This window comes from Aromatoleum evansii, from assembly GCF_045689615.1.
In the GTDB taxonomy this organism is placed as follows: domain Bacteria; phylum Pseudomonadota; class Gammaproteobacteria; order Burkholderiales; family Rhodocyclaceae; genus Aromatoleum; species Aromatoleum evansii.
This window is the reverse complement of the sequence record NZ_CP141259.1, coordinates 5,358,503-5,375,402: the sequence shown is the minus strand read 5'-3', so window position 1 is coordinate 5,375,402 and position 16,900 is coordinate 5,358,503. Positions and strand designations below refer to the sequence as shown.

16 protein-coding genes are annotated in these 16,900 nt (G+C 69.4%); all 16 read left to right on the top strand.

The features are described from left to right. Positions 1-206 precede the first annotated feature (206 nt). The 16 genes from U5817_RS25145 to U5817_RS25070 all read left to right on the top strand — a co-directional run bounded on the left by U5817_RS25145 (position 207) and on the right by U5817_RS25070 (position 16,681). Positions 207-1,388: a hydrogenase small subunit gene (locus U5817_RS25145; RefSeq protein WP_407279258.1), complete on the top strand. Its 1,182-nt coding sequence runs from the start codon at positions 207-209 to the stop codon at positions 1,386-1,388. Between the two features lie 2 nt (positions 1,389-1,390). Next, positions 1,391-2,398: a hydrogenase 2 operon protein HybA gene (gene hybA / locus U5817_RS25140; RefSeq protein ID WP_407279257.1), complete on the top strand. Its 1,008-nt coding sequence runs from the start codon at positions 1,391-1,393 to the stop codon at positions 2,396-2,398. Next, the gene (gene hybB / locus U5817_RS25135; RefSeq protein ID WP_407279256.1) at positions 2,395-3,564 is read left to right on the top strand and encodes a Ni/Fe-hydrogenase cytochrome b subunit; all 1,170 of its coding nucleotides are present in this window, start codon (positions 2,395-2,397) and stop codon (positions 3,562-3,564) included. The genes hybA and hybB overlap by 4 nt, the downstream gene beginning before the upstream one ends. A gap of 23 nt (positions 3,565-3,587) precedes the next feature. Further along, positions 3,588-5,300: a nickel-dependent hydrogenase large subunit gene (locus U5817_RS25130; RefSeq protein WP_407279255.1), complete on the top strand. Its 1,713-nt coding sequence runs from the start codon at positions 3,588-3,590 to the stop codon at positions 5,298-5,300. Then, positions 5,300-5,815, top strand: a complete 516-nt coding sequence (locus U5817_RS25125; RefSeq protein WP_407279254.1) for a HyaD/HybD family hydrogenase maturation endopeptidase — start codon at positions 5,300-5,302, stop codon at positions 5,813-5,815. Before U5817_RS25130 ends, U5817_RS25125 begins: the two co-directional genes overlap by 1 nt. A 1-nt stretch (position 5,816) precedes the next feature. Next, positions 5,817-6,224: a HypC/HybG/HupF family hydrogenase formation chaperone gene (locus tag U5817_RS25120; protein WP_407279253.1), complete on the top strand. Its 408-nt coding sequence runs from the start codon at positions 5,817-5,819 to the stop codon at positions 6,222-6,224. Then, positions 6,221-6,805: a [NiFe]-hydrogenase assembly chaperone HybE gene (hybE, locus tag U5817_RS25115; RefSeq protein WP_407279252.1), complete on the top strand. Its 585-nt coding sequence runs from the start codon at positions 6,221-6,223 to the stop codon at positions 6,803-6,805. The genes U5817_RS25120 and hybE overlap by 4 nt, the downstream gene beginning before the upstream one ends. 164 nt (positions 6,806-6,969) lie before the next feature. Next, positions 6,970-8,091, top strand: a complete 1,122-nt coding sequence (locus U5817_RS25110) for a nickel-dependent hydrogenase large subunit (protein ID WP_407279251.1) — start codon at positions 6,970-6,972, stop codon at positions 8,089-8,091. Further along, positions 8,084-8,425, top strand: a complete 342-nt coding sequence (gene hypA / locus U5817_RS25105; RefSeq protein WP_407279250.1) for a hydrogenase maturation nickel metallochaperone HypA — start codon at positions 8,084-8,086, stop codon at positions 8,423-8,425. The genes U5817_RS25110 and hypA overlap by 8 nt, the downstream gene beginning before the upstream one ends. Positions 8,426-8,601: 176 nt before the next feature. After that, positions 8,602-9,534 (top strand): hydrogenase nickel incorporation protein HypB, encoded by a 933-nt coding sequence (hypB, locus tag U5817_RS25100; protein WP_407279249.1) that lies wholly within the window; start codon positions 8,602-8,604, stop codon positions 9,532-9,534. An 8-nt stretch (positions 9,535-9,542) separates the two neighbouring features. Beyond that, positions 9,543-10,691 (top strand): carbamoyltransferase HypF, encoded by a 1,149-nt coding sequence (locus U5817_RS25095; protein ID WP_407279248.1) that lies wholly within the window; start codon positions 9,543-9,545, stop codon positions 10,689-10,691. A gap of 202 nt (positions 10,692-10,893) precedes the next feature. Continuing rightward, the gene (locus tag U5817_RS25090; RefSeq protein ID WP_169132266.1) at positions 10,894-11,148 is read left to right on the top strand and encodes a HypC/HybG/HupF family hydrogenase formation chaperone; all 255 of its coding nucleotides are present in this window, start codon (positions 10,894-10,896) and stop codon (positions 11,146-11,148) included. Further along, positions 11,145-12,296, top strand: a complete 1,152-nt coding sequence (gene hypD, locus U5817_RS25085; RefSeq protein ID WP_407279247.1) for a hydrogenase formation protein HypD — start codon at positions 11,145-11,147, stop codon at positions 12,294-12,296. Before U5817_RS25090 ends, hypD begins: the two co-directional genes overlap by 4 nt. Then, positions 12,293-13,357: a hydrogenase expression/formation protein HypE gene (gene hypE, locus U5817_RS25080; RefSeq protein ID WP_407279246.1), complete on the top strand. Its 1,065-nt coding sequence runs from the start codon at positions 12,293-12,295 to the stop codon at positions 13,355-13,357. Before hypD ends, hypE begins: the two co-directional genes overlap by 4 nt. A gap of 7 nt (positions 13,358-13,364) precedes the next feature. Continuing rightward, positions 13,365-15,224 carry a hydrogenase maturation protein gene (locus tag U5817_RS25075; protein WP_407279245.1) on the top strand — a complete coding sequence of 620 codons (1,860 nt, stop codon included), beginning with the start codon at positions 13,365-13,367 and terminating at the stop codon, positions 15,222-15,224. Further along, entirely contained in the window at positions 15,221-16,681 is a 1,461-nt protein-coding gene (locus tag U5817_RS25070; protein ID WP_407279244.1) for a sigma-54-dependent transcriptional regulator, read from the top strand. Before U5817_RS25075 ends, U5817_RS25070 begins: the two co-directional genes overlap by 4 nt. Positions 16,682-16,900: the final 219 nt, after the last annotated feature.

Genomic DNA, 16,900 nt, shown 5'->3' with positions numbered 1-16,900 from the left:
CCACGTGGAAAGTCAGATGAAAAGAAGCTTTCCAGTGTTGGACCGTTGCTGGCGCCGAACTTGCCGGGTGAACTTCCCCAATTCTTTCAAGCAACTGATCCATAACGGAAAACTACCAGCCCGAAAACCGGCACGCTTCTTGTGATCTCCCCCGCGTACGACGCGCACGCGTGATGCCGTCCATGGACAAGAACAGGGGGGAGTGCATGCACCACGAATTGAAGGAACTGGCGGAGGCTTGGGCGGCGCGGCCGGTCGAGGAGCGCCTGGGCATGAGCCGGCGCGGTTTCATGCAGTTCTGCGCGACGCTGGCGACGACGCTGGGCCTGCCCGCGACCGCCGCGGCGCAGATGCAGACCGCGATCGAGCAGAAGCGCCGCCCGTCGGTGATCTGGCTGCACTTCCAGGAATGCACCGGCTGTACCGAGTCGATGCTGCGGGCGGAGCATCCGACGATCGAGAAGCTGATCCTCGACATCATCTCGCTCGACTACCACGAGACCCTGTTCGCCGCCGCCGGCCACCAGGTGGAGGCGGCGCGCCGGCAGGCGATGGCGGACAACAAGGGCAAGTACATCCTCGTGATCGAGGGGGCGATCCCGACCAAGGAAAACGGCATCTACTGCAAGGTCGGCGGCCAGACCGCGATCGAGATGACCAAGGAGTGCGCCGCCGATGCCGCGGCGGTGATCGCGATCGGCTCCTGTGCAAGCTGGGGTGGCATGCCTTCGACCGGGCCGAATCCCACGGGCGCCTCTGGCGTTGCTGAGGTGCTCGGCAAGCCGGTGCTGACGATTCCCGGCTGTCCGCCCAACCCCTACAACTTCCTCGCGACCGTGGTGCACTTCCTGACTTTCGGGTCGCTGCCCGAGCTCGATCACCTGGGGCGGCCGAAGTTTGCATACTCGCGCCTCATCCACGAGAACTGCGAGCGCCGCGCGCACTTCGACGCCGGCCGCTTCGCGATGGAGTTCGGCGATGAGGGGCACCGCAAGGGCTACTGTCTGTACAAGCTTGGCTGCAAGGGGCCGGAGACCTACGCGAATTGCCCGACCATCATGTTTGGCGATGCGGGGGCAGGGACCTGGCCGGTGGCCTGTGGCCATCCCTGCATCGGCTGTACGGAGCAGGGGGTGGGCTTCCAGAAGCCGATCCACATGCTCGCGAAGGTAAAGAACGTGGAGCCGCCGGCGTCCTATCCGTCGGTCGGCGAGGCGCAGGGTACGGGGGCGTCGCTGGGTTCGGCGGCCGTGCTGACCGCCGTTGCGGCCGCCGCCGCAGGCGCCGGGGCGATGTTCGCGAAGAATCTCGGCAAGTCGCACGCGGACGAGCAGGCCGGGAAGGAGAAGGACGGCAAGCCGGACAACAAGAGCGCCGGGCGGGAGTGATGATGAGCTCCCGACGCGATTTCCTCAGATGTGCGCTGGCAGGCGGCGCGGCCGTCGCGGGCGCGGCGGCGAGCCCCGCCGTGCAGGCGCGCGGCAACGCCGAGATCTCGCCCGATGCGGTGGGGCTGCTGTTCGACTCGACGCTGTGCATCGGCTGCAAGGCCTGCGTGGCGGCGTGCAAGCGTGCGAACGATCTGCCGGTCGATGTGAATACGACGCCTGAATCGCCGTGGGACGTGCCGCTCGATACGACCGCGCGCACCTTCAACGTGATCAAGGTTTATCGCGACGGCAAGGCAACGATCAAGGACGCGGAGCAGGGGGGCTACGCCTTCATGAAGAGCTCCTGTCTGCACTGCGTCGATCCGAGCTGTGTATCGGCCTGTCCGGTGTCGGCGATGACCAAGGATCCGGTGACCGGCATCGTGGGCTACGACAAGGATGCCTGCATCGGCTGCCGTTACTGCGTGGCAGCCTGCCCCTTCGGCATTCCGAAGTACGACTACGATTCGCCGACCGGCGCGATCGGCAAGTGCGAGCTGTGCCGCCATCGCATGAAGGACGGCCACTACGCGGCCTGCGCCGAGGTGTGTCCGACCGGGGCGACGCTGTACGGCAAGGTCTCGGACCTGAAGGCCGAGGCGCAGCGCCGCCTTGGGCTGAAGGCGGGCGAGACGACGGTGTATCCGCGCGGCAACCTGTCGGCGGGCGACCAGCCGTCGTGGGAAGGAGTGGTGCCGGCCTACGTGCAGCACGCATATGGCGAGAAGGAGGTTGGCGGCACGCAGATGCTCAAGCTCGCCGCCGTGCCCTTCGACAAGCTGGGCCACAAGCCGCTGCCCGAGCGCTCGTTCTCGTCGAAGTCCGAGACGCTGCAGCACACGCTGTATGGTGGGCTTGCGCTGCCGGTGGTCGCGCTGGGGGTGATGACCTTCCTCGCGAAGCGCAACATGCCCAAGGATGGCGAGGGCGAAGGCCAATACTCTGACAAGCGGGAGGGCGGCCAATGAGCGCTCATGTCCATGCCGCGCCGGCGCCGGTCGGCGGGCGGCTGCTCAACGCGGTGAGCTTCGTCTGCGGCGTGCTGATCCTCGCGGCCTTCGCGATCCTCGCGTTGCGCTTCTGGGGCGGCCTCGGGGCGGTCACCAACCTCAACGACGGCTATCCGTGGGGCATCTGGGTGGTCGGCGACGTGGTGATCGGCTCGGCCTTCGCCTGCGGCGGCTTCTCGGTCGCGATGCTGGTGTACATCTTCAACCGCGGCGAGTACCACCCGCTGGTGCGCCCGGCGCTGCTGGCGAGCCTCTTCGGCTATTCGCTGGCGGGTGCCGGCGTGATCTTCGACCTCGGCCGCTACTGGAACTTCTGGCACATCCTGTGGCCGGGCTATGCGTCGCCGAATTCGGTGATGTTCGAGGTTGCGGCCTGCATCTCGCTCTACATCATCGTGATGTGGCTGGAGTTCTCGCCGACCTTCTTCGAGAAGTTCGGCTGGACGAACGCCCAGCGCAAGGTGGGCCGCGCGATGTTCTTCCTGGTGGGCCTCGGCACCGTGCTGCCGATGATGCACCAGAGCTCGCTCGGCTCGATGCTGATCGTGTTCGGCACGCAGCTGCATCCGCTGTGGCAGACGATGGCGCTGCCGGCGATCTACCTGATCTCGGCGATCACGATCGGCTACGCGGTGGTGCTGTTCGAGTCCTGCGTCGCCGCTGCGGGCTACCGGCGCTCGATCGAGATGCACCTGCTGACCCCGCTCGCGAAGGTGATGCTGGGCATGCTGGGGCTGTATCTGGCGCTGCGCTTCGGCGATCTCATCGTGCGCGGCGCCATCGTCACCGCCTTTGAGCCTACGCTGCAGGCCTTCATGTTCTGGCTGGAGAGCATCGCCTTCGTGCTGCCGTTGTGGATCCTCGGCTCGCCCGCGAAGCGCGCGAATCCGGCGAACCTGTTCGTGGGCGGCGCCGTGCTGATGATCGCCGGCATCCTGCTGCGCGTGAATTCCTATCTGGTCGGCTACCAGACCGGCGACGGCTGGTCCTACTTCCCGTCCATCCCCGAAATGATGGTCACCTTCGGCATGTTCGCGATCGAAGTGCTGGCCTACATCGTCATCACCCGCCGCTTCCCGGTGCTGCCGCGCGAGGATTACGCGCCGGCCGGGCAGGCGGCCTGAGAATTTCCGAGGAGACTTTTTCCATGAGCCAACGCATCACCATCGACCCGGTCACCCGGATTGAAGGCCACCTCCGGATCGACGTCGAGGTCGACGGCGGCAAGGTCACCAAGGCCTGGTCCTCGGGCACCATGTGGCGCGGCGTCGAGAACATCCTGATCGGCCGCGACCCGCGCGATGCGTGGGCGATCACGCAGCGCATCTGCGGCGTGTGCACGACCGTGCATGCGATCTGCTCGGTGCGCGCGGTCGAGAACGCGCTCAAGCTGGACATCCCGCTGAACGCGCAGCTGATCCGCAACATGATCATCCTGGCGCACGCGGTGCATGACCAGATCGTGCATTTCTACCACCTGTCGGCGCTCGACTGGGTGGACGTGGTCTCGGCGCTGAAGGCCGACCCGGACAAGGCCGCTGCGCTCGGCGAGAGCCTGTCGACGTGGTCGGGCAACAGCAAGCACGAGATGCGCAAGGTGAAGGAGAAGCTTGCGAGCTACGTCGCCAGCGGCCAGCTCGGCATCTTCACCAACGGCTACTGGGGGCACCCGGCGATGAAGCTGCCGCCGGAGGTGAACCTGCTGGCGGTCGCGCACTACCTGCAGGCGCTGGAGATCCAGCGCTACGCGAACAAGATCGTGTCCATCCTCGGCTCGAAGACGCCGCACATCCAGAACGTCGCGGTGGGTGGCGTCGCCAACCCGCTGTCGACGAACGCGCAGTCGGTGCTGACCGTCGAGCGCCTGATGGCGATCCAGGAGTGGATGACCAAGCTCGACGACTTCGTGAAGAACGTCTACATGGTGGACGTCGCAGCGATCGGCGCCTTCTATCCCGAATGGACGCAGGTGGGCCGCGGCGTCGTCAATTACCTCGCCGCGCCGGACATTCCGCTGGATTCCGCGGGCACGCAGTTCGCGATTCCGGGCGGCTACATCCCGAACGGGGACCTGTCGCAGTTCAAGCCCATCACGGCCTTCGGCGACAAGTTCTTCGAGGACGGCGTCTCGGAAGCGGTGAAGCACTCGTGGTACGAGTACGGCGCGGGCGATGCGGCCTCGCTGCACCCCTACAAGGGCGAGACGACGCCCAAGTACACCGACTTCCAGGACGACGGCAAGTACTCGTGGCTCAAGTCGCCGACCTTCCTCGGCAAGCCGGCCCAGGTCGGCCCGCTCGCGCGCGTGCTGTGCGGCCTCGCGGCCAAGCACGAGGGGATCACGAAGTACGCGACGGGAATGCTCGACACGGTGTCCTCGCTGGCGAAGACCAAGGTCGGCCTGGACGCGATGCACTCGACGATCGGCCGCCACGCGTCGCGCGCGATCATGTGCGGCGTCGAGACCGATGCGCTGCAGGGCCAGTGGCAGATGCTCATCGACAACATGGCCAAGGGCGACCTCGACACCTTCAACGCGCCGGTCTTCCCCAAGGGCGAGATCCACGGCGTGGGCTTCCACGAGGCGCCGCGCGGCATCCTGTCGCACTGGGTCGTGATCGAGAACCAGAAGATCAAGAACTACCAGTGTGTCGTGCCTTCCACGTGGAACGCCGCGCCGAAGAACGAGAAGGACGAGATGGCGCCTTACGAGGCCTGCCTGATCGGCAACCCGGTCGCCGACGCGGAGAAGCCGCTGGAAGTGCTGCGCACGATCCATTCCTTCGATCCCTGCCTGGCGTGCGCGGTGCATATCCTGGATACGGAGAATGCGGAAGTGGTGCGGGTGAAGGCTTCGTGATGCGCACGATCAACAGCCCGATCCGCCGCGCCGTGCTGCTGGGCGTCGGCAACATCCTGCTCACCGACGAGGGCGTCGGCGTTCGTCTCGTCGAGCAGCTGCAGGCCGAGTACGAGATCCCCGACGCGCTGACCGTGCTCGATGGCGGCACCGCGGCGATGGAGCTCCTCGAGGATCTGGAAAACCTCGACCTGCTGGTCATCGCCGACTGCGTGCGCGTCGGCAAGCCGCCGGCCTCGGTCGTCGTGCTGAAGGACGACGAGGTGCCGGCCTTCTTCCGCGCGCGCATCTCGCCGCACCAGGTCGGGCTGTCGGACGTGCTCGCGACGCTCGAAATCACCGAGCGCGCGCCGCGCCATGTGGTCGTCGTCGGCGTGCAGCCCTTCGACATCTCGACCTCGATGGAGCAGAGCGCGCCGGTGCGTGCGGCGATGCCGGTCGCGCTGCAGGCGATTCGTGACGGGTTGGCGGACTATGGGCTCGATACGCCGCCGAAGGTCGCGGAGGCTGCTTAGCATGTGTCTATCGGTGCCGATGATGGTCGACTCGTGGATCGGCGATGGCGAGATCGCATGGGTCGTGCGCGGCGAGCGCCGCGAGCAGGCCAACATGCTGCTCGTCGGCCCGCAGCCGGTCGGCACCTGGGTGCTCGTCGCGCTCGGCTTCGCGAAGGACGTGCTGGACGAAGAGAGCCTTGCGCTGACCGAGGAGGCGCTGGCGGCGCTGGCGGCGACGCTGGACGGCGATTACGACCCGGAGGCGTGGTTCGGCGACCTGCGGATGCCCGCCGCCGAATGCGACCCCGGTTCTGTGGGAGCGGCTACAGCCGCGAATGGGCGCCGATTCGCGGCTGAAGCCGCTCCCACAGCAGCAACCCCCTCCACTGCAGAGCCGGTGGAGACTGCGGCAACCGAAACCCCATGAGCGAGGTGATCCCCTTCGTCCGAGTGCCGGCGGTCCGCCCGCCGGAAGCGGCGGTCGCCGCGGTCTGGCATGATGACCCGAGCACGACGCTGCAACGCCATTTCCGCCGCGTCCATGAAACGCGTATGGCCGGGCTGCCCTTCCTCAACGAAGCCCTCGACGTCGCGGTCGCCGCTTGCGAGCGCGTCGCCGGCGACTGGCTGGCGGCGCTCGTGACGCCGTGGAGCATCCAGCTCGTGCTGTTGCCCGGCGGCGGCACCTTGTGGCGCGATACCGCGGCCGGCGCGCGCCATACGCTGAGCCTGCCGGTGGGCGATCTCGTGTTCATCGGCGAGGCGGCCGAGCACGCGACCGACCTCGTGCCGGCCTTCCTGTACTGCCCGCTGATCACGCCGCCCGAGGGCATCGCGAACACCGACGCAGCCTGCGCGATCGCGCGCGAAGCGCTCGCCACCGTGCTCAAGCCGCTGCCCGCAAGCGCCCCCGACACTACTGGAGCGGCCCGCTCCGAAGACGCCGATCCGAATCCGCGGACGCCGCCTTCGCCCTCGCGTCGCGCCTTCCTGCGCGGCCGCGTCTAGACATGCGTCAACGGTTGCCGTCGGCAGGCTTTCGCGCTCGCACGTCTGCGCCTATCATCGTCCGCACCCGGCGGATGCGCGCCAACGGCGCGTTGTCCGGGCCGCGCGCGCATGGGGTGCGGCGGCAAGCGTGTGGCGACCGGACGGCGGAACGGAGAAGGCGGATGAACCCGGGGGGAGTGATGCGGCTGGTGGCGCGGCGGCAAGGGCGGAGGATCGTCCATGTCGAGGTCGACAACCCCCGGCCGCAGGCCGCGCGCGTACTCGTCGGGCGGACGGTCGAGGAGGCGCTCAAGCTCGTTCCGACCCTCTTCAGCCTGTGCTCGCACGCGCAGCGGATCGCCGCCACGGCGGCCTGTGTCGCGGCGGGCGCCACGCAAACGGCGCGCCCCGAGGCCTGGGCCGAGGAGCGCGAGCTCGCGACCGAAATGACGCAGGAGCACCTGTGGCGCCTCATGCTCGACTGGCCCACGCTGTTCGGCCACGCGCCGCGCCGCGACCGCTTCGCGGAACTGCACCGTCGCCTGGCGCGCCTCGTGGATGCCCGTGCAGCCTACGAGTTGGGCGGAGATATCCTCGACCTGGTCGCCGTGGAATTGCTGCAGGGCTTCTTCATGGCCACGCGCGGACCGAGCAGCCTGCGCGAGTTCGTCGAGCGCGCGCGGCGCGGCGGCACCATCGGCGCGGCGCTCGGCGACCTGATCGAAATGGGCTCCTCGACCCCGAAAGAGGAGGCCGTACCGCTCCTGCCCATGCTGTCGGCGGGCGCGTGGGCGAACGAGCTGGGCGGGGTGCCGTCGGCGGATTTCTGCGCGACGCCGACCCTCTTCGGCAAGGCGCACGAAACCGGGGTGTTGTCGCGTCACGCCGGGGAATTGATGGTGCGCGGCCTGCTCATGCACCGCCATCGCATCGCCGCACGGCTGTTCGCGCGGGTGGTCGATCTCTCGGAATGTGCGAGCCGCCTGCGCCATCCGCTCGCGTCCGACATGCCCAAGCTGATCGATGCGGCGCCGCTCGGCGAGCACGCCGGCCTCGCCTGCGTCGAGACTGCGCGCGGCCTGCTGATGCACGCGGTGCGTCTCGACGGCGAGCGCATCGCCGAGTACGCGATCGTCGCGCCGACCGAGTGGAACTTCCACGCCGACGGACCCTTCGTGCGCGAAGGCTGCGGCTGGGAGACCGATTCGGACGAGGCGGCGCTGCTGCGCCTGAAGGCGCTTGCGCTGTCGCTGGACCCCTGCGTCGAGTACCAGATCGCGATCGAGGATGTCGCCGATGCATGAGATGTCGCTCGCCGAGAGCGTGCGCGGCATCGTCGAGGACGCCGCGGGCGCGCAAGGCGCGCAGCGCGTGAAGACCGTCGTGCTGGAGATCGGCGAGCTGTCGTCGGTGGAGGTCGAGGCGCTGCGCTTCTGCCTCGACGTCGTGTTGCGCGACTCGCTCGCGGACGGCGCGGCGATCGAGATCGAGGCCGTCCCCGGCGTCGGCTGGTGCCTCGCATGCGACCGCGCCGTGCCGCTCGCGCAGCGCTACGATCCATGCCCCGAATGCGGCGGCTATCAGGTCAGGCCGACCGGTGGGACAGAGATGCGCGTCAAGGAAATCGAAGTCGAATGAAGGGATGATGCGTTCGACCGAGGCTTTCGAGCGGGGATGAAGGCGTAGGGCGGGAGGAGCGCAGCGCATCCCGCCGTGCGGCGCGGGAGTGCCCTCCGGCGGAGGGATTGGCGGGATACGCCTTCGGCTCCTCCCGCCCTACGGTTCGTGCGGGAAATGAGAGGACGGAGCAGGACATGTGCACGGTATGTGGTTGCGGGGCAGGTGAAGTGAGTATCGGCGGTGCGGGGTGGTCGAAGGCCGCGCGGCCGAAGGGCGGCGCGACGCGCGGGTGGAAGGCCGCGGCCCCCGCGCCCGCGCATGAACATTCTCGCGAACCCGCCGCTGAGGCCGCGGCCGGCGACGCGCACATCCATTCCGCCGATCACCACCTGCACTTCGGCACCGGCCCGGCCCACGCGCACGCGCCCGGGCTCACGCAGTCGCAGATGGTCAGGATCGAGCGCGACATCCTCGGCAAGAACGACGCCCGGGCCGACGAGAACCGGCGTTCCCTCGCCGCGCGCGGCATCTTCGCGCTGAACCTCGTCTCCAGCCCCGGGTCGGGCAAGACGACGCTGCTCGTGCGCACGCTCACCGAACTCGCCGGGCGCATCCCCGCGGCCGTCATCGAAGGCGACCAGCAGACCGAGTTCGACGCCGAGCGCATCCGCGCGACCGGCGTGCCGGCGCTGCAGATCAACACCGGCAAGGGCTGCCATCTGGACGCCGACATGGTCGCGCGTGCGTTGCGGCAGATGGACCTCGCCGACGACAGCCTGCTGCTGATCGAGAACGTCGGCAACCTCGTGTGCCCGGCGGCCTTCGACCTCGGCGAGGCGCACAAGGTCGCGATCCTGTCGGTGACCGAGGGCGAGGACAAGCCGCTCAAGTACCCCGACATGTTCGCCGCCGCCGACCTGATGCTGCTGAACAAGGTCGACCTGCTGCCGTATCTCGCCTTCGACGTCGAGCGCGCGATCGCCTACGCGCGCCGCGTGAATCCGGCGATCGAGGTGATCCGTACCTCCTCGACGAGCGGCGAGGGTATCGCCGAGTGGCTCGCTTGGCTCGAGCAGGGCATGGCGAAGGCGCGCGCCGCTCGCGCAGCCGCGGTGCAGTCGGCCTGAGTCGGACGATGAGTGCCGCGCACGACGTACCTCCCTTCGCCGTGACGCTGCCGCTCGCGCCGCGCGGCCCGGCCGTGCTCGCGTTCGGCGCCTGGTTCAAGAACGCGCTGTGCCTCGCCGCCGAGGGCGAGGCCCGGTTGGGGGCGACCGTCGGCGACCTCGACACCCCCGAGGCCTGTCACGACATGGACGCGTGGGCCGAGGCGATGATCGCCCATCGCACGCCCGCCGTCGTCGCGCACGACCTGCATCCCGATTTCCATTCCAGCCGTCGCGCGGTGGAGTTGGCGGAGCGCCTCGGCGTACCGGCCATCGCCGTGCAGCACCACCACGCGCACGTCGCCGCGGTGCTGGCGGAGCACGGCCACCGTGGCCCGGCGCTGGGCCTCGCGTTGGACGGCGTCGGCCTCGGCACGGATGGGATGGCCTGGGGCGGCGAGCTGCTACGCGTCGACGGCGCGCACTTCGAGCGCCTCGGCCATCTCGCTCCCCTGCCACTCGCCGGTGCCGACCGCGCGGCGCGCGAACCCTGGCGCATGGCCGCGGCGGTGCTGCACCGTGCCGGCCGCGCCGCCGAGATCGCGAGCCGCTTCGCCGCCCAGCCCGCGGCGGCGATGCTCGCGCAGCTGCTGGATCGTGCCGCGCTGTGTCCACCGACCTCCAGCCTCGGCCGCGTATTCGACGCCGCCGCGGGGCTGCTGGGCCTGTGCCCGGTAATGCACGTCGAGGCGGAAGCCGCGATCGCGCTGGAGCGCGCGGCGGCCGAGCACCTCGACAATACCGGCGAAGTCGAACCCGAGGCCGGTGGCTGGACGATAGACGGGGCAGGGCGGCTCGACCTGCTGCCGCTGCTTGTCGCGCTGGCGGACGAACCGGACACGGGCCGCGGCGCGGCGCGCTTCCACGTCACGCTCGCCGCCGCACTCGACGAGTGGGTCGCGCTGGCGGCAATGCGCACCGGCCTCGACGTCGTCGCACTTTCCGGCGGCTGCCTGCACAACCGCATCCTGTCGCAACGCCTCGCGGCGGCCCTGCGCGCGCGCGGCCTCACGGTCCTCGAAGCGCAGCGCCTGTCGCCCGGCGACGCCGGCCTCGCGCTTGGGCAGGCGTGGGTGGCGGTGCATCGCCTGATAGCCGGGGAAGGCCGTGAATCGTAGGGCGGGAGCAGGGCAGCGTATCCCGCCATCGGCCTTCGTCGCAGGGTCGGACGCGGTCCGGCGGAATGCGCCTTCGGCTTCTTCCGCCCTACGGTTTTGCGCGAACCGGACGCTGTGGGAGCGGCTTCAGCCGCGAATCGGCGCCCATTCGCGGCTGAAGCCGCTCCCACAGCCACGCATAACCGAATCGAAGGAACAAGCAATGTGCCTCGCCATCCCTGCCCGCATCGTCGAACTGCTCCCCGGTGACGCCTGCCGCGTCGACCTCGGCGGCGTGCGCAAGGAGATCTCGCTCGCGCTGGTCGACGGCGCCGAAGTCGGGGATTACGTGATCGTGCATGTCGGCTACGCGCTGTCGAAGCTGGATGAGGAGGAGGCCGAACAGACGCTCGCGCTCTTCGCCGAAGCCGGCCTCGCCGGGCCCGCACTCGCCGCCGCGACCGAGGACGGCGCGTGAAATACGTCGACGAATTCCGCGACGGCACGCTCGCGCGCAAACTCGCCGACGCCATCGCACGCGAGGCCGACCCCGGCCGCAACTACGCTTTCATGGAATTCTGCGGCGGCCACACGCACGCGATCTCGCGCTACGGCGTCACCGACCTGCTACCCGCCAACGTGCGCATGATCCACGGCCCCGGTTGCCCGGTATGCGTGCTGCCTATCGGCCGCATCGACATGGCGATCCGCCTCGCGCTCTCCCGCCCCGATGTCACGATCTGCACCTACGGCGACTGCCTGCGCGTGCCCGCGTCCGACGGCCTGTCGTTGCTGAAGGCCAAGGCGCGTGGCGCAGACATCCGCATGGTGTATTCGGCGGCCGATGCGCTGGCGCTCGCGCAGAAGCTCCCCGAGCGCGAAGTCGTGTTCTTCGCGATCGGCTTCGAGACGACGACTCCGCCCACCGCGCTGGTGCTACGCCAGGCGCAGGCGCTGGGGCTCGCCAACTTCAGCGTGCTGTGCAACCACGTGCTGACGCCCTCGGCGATCCTGACCATCCTCGAATCGCCCGAAGTGCGCGAGCTCGGCACCGTGCCGCTCGACGGCTTCATCGGTCCGGCCCACGTGTCGACGATCATCGGCAGCCGCCCCTACGCCTTCTTCGCCGAGGAATACCGCAAGCCCGTCGTGATCGCCGGCTTCGAGCCGCTCGACGTGATGCAGGCGATCCGCATGCTGATCCGCCAGGTGAACGAAGGCCGCGCCGAGGTCGAGAACGAGTTCACCCGCGCGGTGAGCGAGGAGGGCAACCTCAAGGCGCAGGGCCTCGTGTCCGAAGTCTTCGAATTGCGCCGCAGCTTCGAATGGCGCGGCCTGCGCGAAGTGCCGTACTCCGCGCTGCGCATCCGCGCGCCCTTCGCCGCGTGGGACGCCGAGGCGAAGTTCGGCCTCGAATTCGTCTCCGTCCCCGATAACCGCGCCTGCGAATGCGGCGCGATCCTGCGCGGCGTGAAGACGCCCATCGACTGCAAGCTGTTCGGCACCGTGTGCACGCCCGAGAACCCGATGGGCTCGTGCATGGTGTCGTCCGAAGGCGCCTGCGCGGCGCACTACAACTACGGGCGCTTCCGGGACATCCCGGTCGTCGCCGGGACCGCCTCATGAGCCTCGCCGGAACCGTCAGGAAGGGCTACGTGCGCCCGCTGGATCTCAAGCACGGACGCGTCGACATGGGCCACGGCGCGGGCGGCCGCGCGATGGCGCAGCTGATCTCCGAACTCTTCGCCGCCGCCTTCGCCAACGAACACCTCGACCGCGGCGACGACGGCGCCGTGCTGCCGGCTCCCGCGGCAGGCGAGCGCCTCGTCGTCGCGACCGACGCCCACGTCGTGAGCCCGCTGTTTTTCCCCGGCGGCGACATCGGCTGCCTGTCCGTGCACGGCACGATCAACGACCTCGCCGTGATGGGCGCCCGCCCGCTGTACCTCGCCGCGAGCTTCATCCTCGAGGAAGGCTTCCCGCTGGCGGACCTCGCGCGCATCGTCGCTTCGATGGCGCACGCGTCGCGCGAGTCCGGGGTGCCGGTCGTCACCGGTGACACCAAGGTCGTCGAGCAGGGCAAGGGCGACGGCGTGTTCATCACCACCACCGGCGTCGGCGCGCTGCCCGTGGGGCGCGAGATCGGCGGTGCGAACGCGCGTCCCGGCGACGCGATCCTTGTCTCCGGCACCCTCGGCGATCACGGCATGGCGATCATGGCGCAGCGCGAGTCGCTCGCCTTCGACTCCGAGATTGCCTCCGACACCGCCGCGCTGCACGGCCTGATTGGCGCGATGCTGGATGCGGTGCCGACGATCCGTGTCCTGCGCGACCCGACGCGCGGCGGCCTCGCGACGACCTTGAACGAGATCGCCACCCAGTCCGGCGTCGGCATGGAGCTCGACGAGGCCGCGATCCCCGTCCAGCCCCAGGTCGCCGCCGCGTGCGAGCTGCTGGGCCTGGATCCACTGTATGTCGCGAACGAAGGCAAGCTGATCGCGATCTGCGCGGCCGACGATGCGGAGCCTCTCCTCGCCGCGATGCGCGCGCACCCGCTGGGCGAACGCGCTGCGCGCATCGGCACGGTCACGGCGGATCCCAATGCCTTCGTGCAGATCCGCACGTCGTTCGGCGGGCGGCGCATGGTGGATTGGTTGTCGGGCGAGCAACTGCCGCGGATTTGTTGAGACCGACATGCGCATCCTCCTCCTCACCCACAGCTTCAACAGCCTCACCCAGCGCCTCTTCGCCGAGCTGCAGGCCGACGGCCACGAGCTCTCCGTCGAGTTCGACATCGCCGACCGCGTCGCCGAGGAGGCCGTCGCGCTCTTCCGCCCGGATCTGATCCTCGCGCCCTTCCTCAAGCGCGCCGTGCCCGAATCGATCTGGTCGTGCCACCTCACGCTGATCGTGCACCCCGGCATCGTCGGCGACCGCGGCCCGTCCGCGCTCGACTGGGCCATCACCAACGGGGAAGGGGAGTGGGGCGTCACCGTCCTGCAGGCCGAGGCCGCGATGGACGCCGGCCCCGTCTGGGCGAGCGTCACCTTTCCGATGCGCGACGCGACGAAGGCGAGCCTCTACCGCAACGAAGTCACCGCCGCCGCATTGCAGGCGGTCCGATCCGCCATCGAAAAGCTGCCCGCCTGGCGTGCCGGCACATGGGTGCCGACGCCCCTGGCCGGGATCCCGTCGGGCGCCTCCCTCGTAGGGCGGGAGGAGCCGAAGGCGTATCCCGCCACACCCGGCATGGCGGGATGCGCTGCGCTTCTCCCGCCCTACGACCGTGCCCTCGCATGTGGGACGCGCGGTATCGAACGCCCGCTGATGCGACAAGCCCACCGGCAAATCGACTGGTCCAACGACAACACGACAACCATCCTGCAAAAACTCCGCGCCGCCGACGGCTTCCCCGGCGTCGCCGACGCGCTGTTCGGCGTTCCCTGCCACCTCTTCGACGCCCACCCTGCGACGCCCGACGAACTCCGCCCCGCCGGACCCGGCGAAGTCATCGCCCGCCGCGACGGCGCCCTCCTGCGCGCCACCACCGACGGCGCCGTCTGGATCGGCCACGTCAAACGCGCCGACCACGAGCACCCCTTCAAGCTCCCCGCGACCGTCGCCTTCGCCGCCGAATCGGCCGCGCTGCCCGAACTCGCCATCCCCCTGATGCGCGACGCGACCGACCTCCGCTGGAGCGAACTGCGCTACCGCGAAAGTCCCGACGGCACGATCGGCTTCCTCGCCTTCGACTTCTACAACGGTGCGATGGCGACCGACCAATGCCGCCGCCTCACCGCCGCGATCCGATTCGCGGCGACCCGCCAGACCCGCGTCCTGGTCCTCGAAGGCGGGCGCGACTTCTGGTCCAACGGCATCCACCTCAACCGCATCGAGGCCGCCGCCTCGCCCGCGGACGAATCCTGGGCCAACATCAACGCGATGGACGACGTCTGCCTCGCGCTGCTCACGCTCACCGACCGCCTCACGGTCGCCGCGCTGCGCGGCAACGCCGGGGCAGGGGGCTGCTTCCTCGCGCTCGCGGCGGATTACGTGTGGGCGCGCGACGGCATCGTGCTGAACCCGCACTACAAGAACATGGGCAATCTGTTCGGCTCGGAATACTGGACCTACCTGCTGCCGCGCCGCGTCGGCACGGAAGCCGGCCGCCGCATCATGGCCAACCGTCTGCCGCTGCTCGCGCGAGATGCGAAGCCCCTCGGCCTGGTCGACGCCACCTTCAGCCCCGACCTGCCCACCTTCGAGACCGAAATCGCCCGCCACGCCGCCGCGCTCGCGGCCGATCCCGCCCTCGCCGAGCGCATCGCCGCCAAGGCTTCCCGGCGCGCCGCCGACGAAGCCGACAAGCCGCTCTCCGCCTACCGCGACGAAGAACTCGCCGCGATGCGCCGCAACTTCTACGGCTTCGACCCCAGCTACCACGTCGCGCGCTACCATTTCGTGATGAAGAGCCCGCAATCCTGGACCCCGCGCCACCTCGCGCGCCACCGCGACCTCGGCTGGCGCGTGCCGGACGAGGCCGAAGCCGCATGACGAGCCGCCTCCCCGCCGGCGCCCTGCCGACCGTCCTCATCGTCGACGACGAAGTCCGCTCGCAGGAGGCCCTGCGCCGCACGCTCGACGAGGACTTCGAGGTCTTCACCGCGTCCTCGGCCGATGAAGCGCTCGCGATCCTAGAACGCGAGTGGATACAGATCGTGCTCTCCGACCAGCGCATGCCGGGCACCTCCGGCGTGCAGCTGCTGCGCCAGGTGCGCGAACGCTGGCCCGACGCCGTGCGCATCATCATCTCCGGCTACACCGATTCGGAAGACATCATCGCCAGCATCAACGACGGCGGCATCTACCAGTACCTGCTCAAGCCCTGGCAGCCCGAACAGCTCCTGCTCACGCTGCGCGGCGCGGCCGAGATGCACCGTCTGCAGCGCGAGAACCAGCGCCTGTCGCTCGACCTCAGGGTCGCCAGCCCCGTGCTGCGCCAGCGCGTCGCCGGCAAGAAGGACACCGCGCGCCGCCGCTTCGGCGCCGACGCCCTGCTGCGCGCCCCCGACTCGCCGATGAACGCCCTCTGCGCGCTCGTCGCCAAGGTCGCCGACTTCGACATCCCGGTGCTGCTGACCGGCGAATCCGGCACCGGCAAGGAACTCCTCGCCCGCGCGCTGCACTACGGCAGCGGCCGCAGCGAGCAGGCCTTCGTCGTCGAGAACTGTGGCGCCGTGCCCGACACCCTGCTCGAATCCGAGCTCTTCGGCGCCCGCCGCGGCGCCTTCACCGGCGCCCACGAAGACCGCGAAGGCCTCTTCCGCCAGGCCGACAACGGCTCCATCCTGCTCGACGAGATCGGCGAAACCTCCGCCGCCTTCCAGGTGAAGCTGCTGCGCGTGCTGCAGGAAGGCGAAGTCCGCCCGGTCGGCGCCGCGCGCCCGGTGGCCGTCGACGTGCGCGTGATCGCCGCCACCAACCGCGACCTCGAAGCCGACGTCCGCGAAGGCCGCTTCCGCGAAGACCTCTACTACCGCCTCGCCGCGATCACCATCGCCGTGCCGCCGCTGCGCGAGCGCCGCATGGACATTCCGCTCATCGCCCAGCAATACGTCGACAGCGCCCGCCAGTCCCTCGGCCGCGAGTTCGAGCCGCTCGGCGCCGACATCCTCGCCTGCCTGCAGGCCTACCGCTGGCCCGGCAACGTGCGCGAACTCAGGAACGAAGTCCTGCGCATGATCGCGCTGTCCGACGGCCCCCGGCTTTCCGCGGCCCACCTGTCGCCGCGCGTGCTGCGGGCCGCCGAAGACCACCAGGAACCGGAACTCCAGCTCCTGGCCGGCCTCGACGGCGACCTCAAGACCCGCCTCGAAGCGCTGGAGGCCCGCATCGTCAAGGAAAGCCTGATCCGCCACCGCTGGAACAAGACCCGCGCCGCGCAGGAACTCGGCCTGTCGCGCGTCGGCCTGCGCAGCAAGCTTGCGCGCTATGGCCTGGAGACGAATTGAGATGGGAGACGGACAACGCCGTCGTACCGGCGGCGGGTTGGCGGCATGCATTTCGCTTTCCCGCACGGCCGAAACGGCATCTGGCGCGGGCCCGATTCCGTGGGAGCGGCTTCAGCCGCGAATGGGCGCCGATTCGCGGCTGAAGCCGCTCCCACAGGCATGTAACGCGGCCGAACACCCCCAGCCGGGCGCGGATTCGACGGAACAAAGAGCACGAAA

Coding starts and splice junctions, on each gene's coding strand:
- U5817_RS25145 (WP_407279258.1), top strand. CDS start 207: ATGCACCACGAATTGAAGGAACTGGCGGAGGCTTGGGCGGCGCGGCCG.
- hybA (WP_407279257.1), top strand. CDS start 1,391: ATGAGCTCCCGACGCGATTTCCTCAGATGTGCGCTGGCAGGCGGCGCG.
- hybB (WP_407279256.1), top strand. CDS start 2,395: ATGAGCGCTCATGTCCATGCCGCGCCGGCGCCGGTCGGCGGGCGGCTG.
- U5817_RS25130 (WP_407279255.1), top strand. CDS start 3,588: ATGAGCCAACGCATCACCATCGACCCGGTCACCCGGATTGAAGGCCAC.
- U5817_RS25125 (WP_407279254.1), top strand. CDS start 5,300: ATGCGCACGATCAACAGCCCGATCCGCCGCGCCGTGCTGCTGGGCGTC.
- U5817_RS25120 (WP_407279253.1), top strand. CDS start 5,817: ATGTGTCTATCGGTGCCGATGATGGTCGACTCGTGGATCGGCGATGGC.
- hybE (WP_407279252.1), top strand. CDS start 6,221: ATGAGCGAGGTGATCCCCTTCGTCCGAGTGCCGGCGGTCCGCCCGCCG.
- U5817_RS25110 (WP_407279251.1), top strand. CDS start 6,970: ATGAACCCGGGGGGAGTGATGCGGCTGGTGGCGCGGCGGCAAGGGCGG.
- hypA (WP_407279250.1), top strand. CDS start 8,084: ATGCATGAGATGTCGCTCGCCGAGAGCGTGCGCGGCATCGTCGAGGAC.
- hypB (WP_407279249.1), top strand. CDS start 8,602: ATGTGCACGGTATGTGGTTGCGGGGCAGGTGAAGTGAGTATCGGCGGT.
- U5817_RS25095 (WP_407279248.1), top strand. CDS start 9,543: ATGAGTGCCGCGCACGACGTACCTCCCTTCGCCGTGACGCTGCCGCTC.
- U5817_RS25090 (WP_169132266.1), top strand. CDS start 10,894: ATGTGCCTCGCCATCCCTGCCCGCATCGTCGAACTGCTCCCCGGTGAC.
- hypE (WP_407279246.1), top strand. CDS start 12,293: ATGAGCCTCGCCGGAACCGTCAGGAAGGGCTACGTGCGCCCGCTGGAT.
- U5817_RS25075 (WP_407279245.1), top strand. CDS start 13,365: ATGCGCATCCTCCTCCTCACCCACAGCTTCAACAGCCTCACCCAGCGC.
- U5817_RS25070 (WP_407279244.1), top strand. CDS start 15,221: ATGACGAGCCGCCTCCCCGCCGGCGCCCTGCCGACCGTCCTCATCGTC.